The organism is Mycobacterium sp. NPDC003449 (genome assembly GCF_053588415.1).
Window position 1 is genome coordinate 34,876 of record NZ_JBSFPX010000044.1, and the last position, 6,218, is coordinate 41,093.

A 6,218-nucleotide genomic window follows, 5' to 3' on the forward strand; every position below is an offset into this window, starting at 1 on the left:
ATCGATAATCGAGAATTGACGGAAAGGCGACTCCGATGGCCAATGTGCGCAACGTCAGGGGCGGGACGGGACTCGACCCCATCAACGACGAGGTCAACGAGATCCTCGATTCGATCTTCGCCAATGCGAAACGCACCAGCGAAGAGTTCTTCGACTCGTTCGCCGCCGATCCCCAGCCGGTCATCCTGGCCGAATGGCTGGCCACCCGGGCGTGGCGTGAGATCGACTACGTGTTCCTGCTGAACGAGGAGATCCGCCGATACGGCCTCCGCTTCGAACGCAAGCACATCACCCTGTTGGCGAAACAGGCCTTCCAGGAGGCCGAGCACTACGAAGCGGTCAGCTCCGCCGTGGAGTCACTCGGCGGTACCGCGCCGACGACCGTGCCCGCGGACTCGCGGATCTGGAGCGAGTTTCTCTGGGACTGCCTGGACCGCCACCCCCTCGCGGCGGTCGCGGCCTGGAACGCATCGGAGACCTCGGCGACCGGAAGCCTCGAACCGACCTTCCTGGCCGGCGAGCGCTACGGCTTCGACGAGGTGGTCCGGGTACACCGCAAGATCGAGATCGACGAGAAGTTCCATGTCGGGCTCGGGCGCCAGATCCTTTCGCGCTACGCCGCAACCGACGACGATCGCGACGAGATCCTGCGTGCCATGCGAGGCATGCGGGACATCGCGGCCAACATGTTCTCACCGGAAGCGGCTACCCGGCTGCTGACCACCTAGCGTTCGGGACGGGAATTCGATGTCGCTGCTGCAGATTTCGTCGACGCGCCGACACGCCGACGGTGTCCTCGGCCTCGAGCTGCGCACCGCCGACGGCTCACCGCTACCGCCATGGTCGCCGGGTGCGCACATCGAGATCGAACTCGCCGATGGGCTGGTCCGGCACTACTCCCTGTGCGGGCACCCGGAGGACAGCGAGGTCTGGCGGATCGCCGTGCTGCGCGAGCCGGCCAGCCGGGGCGGTTCCCGGCTCATCCATGAGAGCGTCCGGACCGGGCACATCGTCTCGGTCAGCGGCCCGCGCAACAACTTCTCCCTCGTCGATGCGGACCGATACCTGTTCGTCGCAGGCGGAATCGGCATCACGCCCATCCTGCCGATGGTCCGCGACGTGGCCGCACGGGGCCTGCCATGGACGCTGACCTATGGGGGGCGGACCCGCGGCTCGATGGCATTCGTCGACGAGTTGGGTGAAATCCCCGGCGGCGATCTGCACCTGCTGCCCCAGGACGAGTTCGGCCTGCTCGACCTCGACCGCATCCTGGGTGATCCGCGCGAAGGCACCGCCGTTTACTGCTGTGGCCCAGGACCTTTGATGGACGCGGTGGTGCGACGGTGCGGCAGCTGGCCGCCGGGGGCGCTGCATCTGGAGCGGTTCACACCGAGCGCGCCCGCGGGCCGCTCCCCCGACGGCGAATTCGACGTGCGGCTTTCCCGGTCGGGAACCTGCCTGCGGGTTCCGACCGATCGAACCCTGCTGGAGGTGCTGGAGGAGGCCGGCCTTGAGATCGACAATTCATGTCGCGCCGGGATCTGCGGAACGTGTGAGCTCGGAGTCGCCGACGGCGTACCCGAACACAACGACGACGTTCTCAGCGATGCCGAGCGGGAATCCAACCGGGTCATCCTGCCGTGCGTCTCCCGGTCCAGAAGCGCTGTGCTGGTGCTCGACCTGTAGTCACCGCACCACGGACCTCGATGATCCTGCGACCCGGGCGGGAGGGAACACGGCGGGTGCACGTTCATGACGCGATGAGTCCGTATCTTCAGAACATGCCCGTGCACGAGACCGATCTCCGGCAGACGCTCAGTCATCGGATCCGGGACACGCTGGTACGGCAGATCGTATCGGGCGAGTTGGAGCCCGGTGAGCGGCTGGTGGAGACCAGGGTCGCCACCGCATTCGGTACCAGTCAGGCCCCGGTGCGAGAAGCACTGCGGGAGCTGGAGACGTTCGGACTCGTCGAGATCAAGCCGCGCCGCGGCACGTTCGTGCGGGCATTCATCCGCGAGACCCTGCGCGAGAGTTACGTCTTACGGGCAGCACTCGAAGAGACCGCGACCCGGCTGGTTCTGCTGGCCGGCACCGTTCCGGTCGACCAACTCCGAGCTGACGTGGCGCGAATGCAGAAGGCCGCGCGCGCCGACGACACCGAGGCGGTCGGCATGGAAAGCGTGATGTTCCATCGACACATCATCGAGGCGGCAGGCAATGACCTCATCAAGCGTTCCTGGGAGAACCTGCACATCGAGGCCCGCACCTCGGTGACCATCATGGCGCGCACCCCCAGTCTCAGCGCGATCGCCAACGACCACCAGCTGTTGCTGGATTCCCTCACCGGCGGCGATCTCGAGGCCGCATGCGCCCTCGCACGCGAACATCAATGGAACTACGCCGAGCTCCCGGATGCCGCGGCCACCGAATAGTCGCCCGCCCCGAGGTGGGTGACCTGAATGCCGGCATGGGTTTTGTGCCGGATGTTGATCCCGATCAGCACCGGGGTCAGCCCTTCCAGCAGGCGGCTCATCTCCAGCGATCCGGCGTCGACGACGCGCAACCCGTCGATTCGCTCCAGTGCCGCCGTCACCGCGGCCTTGGCCGCGGGGTCGCCGCAGATCAGGGTGTCCTGATCGAGCGGGCGACCCAGGTCGCGCAGCGCCGCCGCACTGATCGTGTGCAGCCCCGCGGCGAGAGCGATCCGGTCATCGATCGCCGATCGGGCCTGCTGCGCCGCCGAGCCGTGCCACGGTTCGACCAGATGCGTCGGGCGTCCACCGATCGCGGTCGCGAGCGGAACGGTGGTATCGAGCAGCACCTGGCCCTGGCGCCAGTGGTCGGCCACGCTGCGCAGGGTCGCCACATGGTTGGCGAACGGCACCGCGACGATCACCAGCCGATCGGCCAGCGCCACCGCCTCGCCGTTGCGGCGCCCGAGGAAGGTGCCACCGCGCACCAGTTCCCCCGCCGCCGCGGCGGCGCGATCGGCCCGTTCGGCGTCCCGGGAGCCGAGACAGACGGTGTAGCCGGCCACCCCGAGCCGCACCGCGAGACCGAAACCCAGGTTGCCGGTGCCGCCCAGGATCGAGACGGTCTCGGTCACGACGCCGTCAGCAACCTGGGATTTCACGCGTGGTGGCACGGTGCTCCTCCTCATCGGATTCGCCGGTGCCCGATGGCCCGGATGCAGCAACCATACGAACAACCGCCGCCGCCAACCCATGGCTATATGTGCCAAAGAACCCGGCGGTTGTTGTCGATCGACGCTAAGCTTGCCGCCCATGACCACGCCTGATCCGACGGCGATCCCCAGTTCGACCGAAACCCTCACGCTGCGAGAGCTGCTCGACGACGAGGTGCTGGCCGGGGCCGAGCTGATCGCGGGCGGCTCGGGTCTGGACCGGGCGATCAGCGCCGTGAACGTGATGACGGTGCCCGATATCGGCAGATGGGTTCGGCAGGACGAGTTCCTGCTCGCCACCGGCTATCCGCTGCCCCGCGACGACGAGGACCAGGGCAAGCTGCTGACCGACCTGCACCGGCTCGGGCTCGTCGGCATCGGGATCAAGCTCGACCGCTACATGCCCGAACTCGGGCAGCAGATGATCCGGGTCGCCGAACGCCTCGGTCTTCCGCTGGTCGTCATCCCCGAGCGGGTCCGCTTCGACGACATCCTGAGCCGGGCGTTCGCCATCATCGTCAACCGGCAGGCGTCGGCGCTGGCGAAGGCCCAGGAGATTCACCACTCGTTTCTCGCGATCACCCTGTCCGGCGGCGGCCTGACCGAGCTAGCCGCCAGCCTGTCCGGTCTGCTGGGCGACGCCAGCGTGGTGATCACCGATCCCCAGGGCACCGTGCTGGGGCTGGCCGGTGATGAAGCCCCGCTGATCGATCTGCATTTCCTCAAAGCCGAGTCGGCCGATCTGTTACGGCTGGGCCTGACCGGCCTGCACACCGACCGGCGCACCGGCAGGCGCTGGGCGTCGCGGGAGATCAGGGCGGGCCGCCTGCACCACGGTTTCGTCGTGGCCGTCGAAGCGCGGCGCCCGTTCGGCGAGTTCAGTCTGGTGGCGGTCGGGCAGGCCGCCATCGTGGCGGCCCTCGAGGTCACCCGAGACCTCGCGGTGGGCGCGGTGGAGCGCCGATTCTCCTCCAACGCGCTGTTCGAGCTGATCTCGGGCAGCGAGTTCGAAGCGGGCGAATACGCCTCACTGGGTTCGGGATTCGGATGGGACCTGGAACGCGATATCGCCGTCCTGGTCGGCAGGCGGGAGGGAACCGCCGACGACTCCCCCACCACCCGCCCGTCCCGGCTGGCCGACGACCGTGCCATCGAGTTCTGGGCCTCTGCGGTACGCAGCCGCGACCGCCTGGCGGCCGCCGCGGGGCTCGGCTCCGAACTGGTCGCGGTGATCGGGGCCGACCAGGACGTGCTCGCGGTCGCACGCGCCGTCCAGGACGAGGTGGCACATTTCACCCACGCCCGGTACGCGATCGGCGTGAGCCGCGACTACCCAGGGCCGGAGGGTGTTTCGGTCGCCTATCAGGAGGCGCGGACCGCCCTGCGGCTGGGACCGCGGGTGTCGGGGACGGGCGCGGTCACCGCTTACGGCGAATTGGGCCTGTTCCGGTTGCTGGCCCAGGTCAGTGACGAGGACCTGCGGGCGTTCGCCGAGGAGAAACTCGGCCCCGTCCTCGGGATGAGCGAGCCCGAACGGTCGGAGATGTTCCAGACCCTGGAGACCCTGATCGAGCACAATATGAACATGGCCGAGGCGGCCCGACATCTGCACTACCACTACAACACGCTGCGCTACCGCCTCGCCAAACTCGAGCGGCTCCTCGGCCCGTTCAGCACCAGCACCCCGGTGGCGATCCAGGTCGGGGTGGCGCTGCAGATCAACGAGATGCAGAAGATTCTGGCGAGCCGCCCGACCTGACTCAGTTCGGGCGCACGCGGGTGCTGAGCCGCACCAGGAAATCGGCGATCCGTTCCCGGGTCACCGCCAAAATCAGTGGCAGCACTTTGATCTCGCCGCCCGCATTCTTCTCGGTGGGCCGCAACAGCGGCGTCGGCGCCGTGGGCGCGGCCGGGCTGGCCGCGACCGGGGTCGGCCCGCCGGGGTGCTCGATGCGGCTGCCCAGTTCCCCGGCGAAATCGACGAACATCTGGTTGGACACGTCGCGGATCCCGCGGCCCAGTGACGCGATCCGGCCGGTGAGATCGATATCGGAGACCACGTCGATGCGGCTGCCCGAGTCGACGGGCTCGACCCGCAACGCGACATGAGCCGCGACCGAACCGGACCCACGCTTGTCGCGACCGCTGGCGTCCAACACGATTCGCCGTGCCGAGGCATCCCGTTCGACCACCGACGCCCGCCCCGCGTAGTTCATCTTCAGCGGCCCGATGGCCACCCGCAGCACGCCTTCGTAGCGGTCGTCACCGAGATCGTCGACGAGCTCGGCGCCGGGCATGCACTCCACCACGGCCGGGGTGTCCTGCAGAAACGCCCACACGTCATCCGGCGGGGCGCCGACCTCGGTCCGGTGCTGAAGCTTCATGTGCTCGTTCCCCTTTCGGCGTCGCGCTGGTCGAGCAGGGCCAGAACCCGCTCGGCGGTGATGGGCAGTTGGGTGGGGCGGACGCCGATGGCGGCCTCGACGGCGCTGGCGAGGGTCGCCGCCGGCGGCCCGATCGGGGGCTCCCCGATACCGCGGGCATTGAGCGGCCCACGGCCCTCACCACTTTCGACGACGGTGACCCGAATATCGGGCAGGTCCATCGCCGTCGGAATGAGATAGTCGGCGAACAGCGACGACAGCGGATGCCCGGCCTCGGTGACGCAGTCCTCGGTCAGCGCGTAGCCGATACCCTGCGCGGCGCCGCCGATGATCTGGCCCTGCACCCGGATCGGGTTGATGGCCCGTCCGACATCGTGGCAGGCGGCGTACTTGAGCAGCCGAACGTCACCGGTCTCGAGATCGACCTCGACCTCGGCGGCGTGGGTGCCGAAGGTGTAGTCCGGATAGGTGTGGCCCTGCCCCTTCTGCGGGTCGAAACCCCCGGAGCGGGCCCGCCAGGTGTTGAGGACGGCGGTGTCCACCCGGGCCTCGTTCGCGGCGCGGACCAGTTCGGGCAGGCTGAGGCCGGTGGCGCCGTCCTCGGTGCGCACCATCCCGTCGACCCACACCAGTGCGTCCTCGGGAAC

The 6,218-nt window shown here is 68.5% G+C and carries 7 protein-coding genes; 4 read left to right on the forward strand and 3 right to left on the reverse strand.

Annotation, left to right across the window (positions count from 1 at the left end):
* Positions 1-35 precede the first annotated feature (35 nt).
* The 3 genes from ACWDTP_RS14170 to ACWDTP_RS14180 all read left to right on the forward strand — a co-directional run bounded on the left by ACWDTP_RS14170 (position 36) and on the right by ACWDTP_RS14180 (position 2,435).
* Positions 36-728 (forward strand): hypothetical protein, encoded by a 693-nt coding sequence (locus ACWDTP_RS14170; RefSeq protein WP_450020650.1) that lies wholly within the window; start codon positions 36-38, stop codon positions 726-728.
* Positions 729-747: 19 nt separating this feature from the next.
* A complete protein-coding gene (locus ACWDTP_RS14175) occupies positions 748-1,686 on the forward strand; it encodes a PDR/VanB family oxidoreductase (protein ID WP_450020652.1) in 939 nt (312 codons plus the stop codon).
* 95 nt (positions 1,687-1,781) lie between these two features.
* On the forward strand, positions 1,782-2,435 hold the full coding sequence (locus tag ACWDTP_RS14180) for a GntR family transcriptional regulator (protein WP_450020654.1): 654 nt from the start codon (positions 1,782-1,784) through the stop codon (positions 2,433-2,435).
* Here the strand turns inward: ACWDTP_RS14180 and npdG are convergent.
* Complete coding sequence (gene npdG / locus ACWDTP_RS14185) at positions 2,399-3,148, reverse strand: NADPH-dependent F420 reductase (RefSeq protein ID WP_450020656.1); 750 nt, start codon at positions 3,146-3,148, stop codon at positions 2,399-2,401. The genes ACWDTP_RS14180 and npdG overlap by 37 nt on opposite strands.
* Positions 3,149-3,287: 139 nt before the next feature.
* Between npdG and ACWDTP_RS14190 the strand changes: the two genes are divergently transcribed.
* On the forward strand, positions 3,288-4,946 hold the full coding sequence (locus ACWDTP_RS14190) for a PucR family transcriptional regulator (protein ID WP_450020658.1): 1,659 nt from the start codon (positions 3,288-3,290) through the stop codon (positions 4,944-4,946).
* Between the two features lies 1 nt (position 4,947).
* Here ACWDTP_RS14190 and ACWDTP_RS14195 read toward each other — a convergent pair whose 3' ends face one another.
* On the reverse strand, positions 4,948-5,571 hold the full coding sequence (locus ACWDTP_RS14195; RefSeq protein ID WP_450020660.1) for an SRPBCC family protein: 624 nt from the start codon (positions 5,569-5,571) through the stop codon (positions 4,948-4,950).
* Positions 5,568-6,218, reverse strand: a 651-nt coding sequence (locus ACWDTP_RS14200; protein ID WP_450020662.1) for a xanthine dehydrogenase family protein molybdopterin-binding subunit, incomplete at its 5' end; no start/stop codon positions are given. The genes ACWDTP_RS14195 and ACWDTP_RS14200, both read right to left, overlap by 4 nt.